The sequence below is a fragment of the Amycolatopsis kentuckyensis genome (genome assembly GCF_002155975.1).
GTDB lineage: Bacteria > Actinomycetota > Actinomycetes > Mycobacteriales > Pseudonocardiaceae > Amycolatopsis > Amycolatopsis kentuckyensis.
The window spans coordinates 1-326 of record NZ_MUMI01000843.1 but is presented as its reverse complement, the minus strand read 5'-3'; the positions used below and the strand labels follow the sequence as shown (position 1 = coordinate 326).

Below are 326 nucleotides of genomic sequence, written 5' to 3'. Positions count from 1 at the left end.
GCGACGTCAAAGGCTGGGCGAAGGACATGGTCGACGCGCTGTCGGCCGGTGTCCGGGGCGCGCTGCCGGTGATCGCGGTGTGCGCGGCGGCCGGGGTGATCACCTCGACCATCACCAAGACCGGGCTGGGCCTCGAACTCGCCGACGCGCTGGTGGAACTGGCCGGCTTGCTGTCCGACAACGGCACGGTCGTCCTCATCCTGACCGTGCTGCTCTCCGCGATCGCCGGGATCGTCGTGCGGGACGTCGACGGCTTCGGCCTTGAAGCGCCGCGCGTCGGCCTCCATCGCGAACACGATGCCGAGGTAGTAGAGGAGGGTCGGGAC

General features: G+C 69.9%; 1 protein-coding gene. It reads left to right on the top strand.

The window, feature by feature from the left end; genetic code table 11:
- Window positions 1-326: TRAP transporter large permease subunit (locus CCN39_RS52450; RefSeq protein ID WP_244211367.1), on the top strand; the 326-nt coding region annotated here is incomplete at both ends.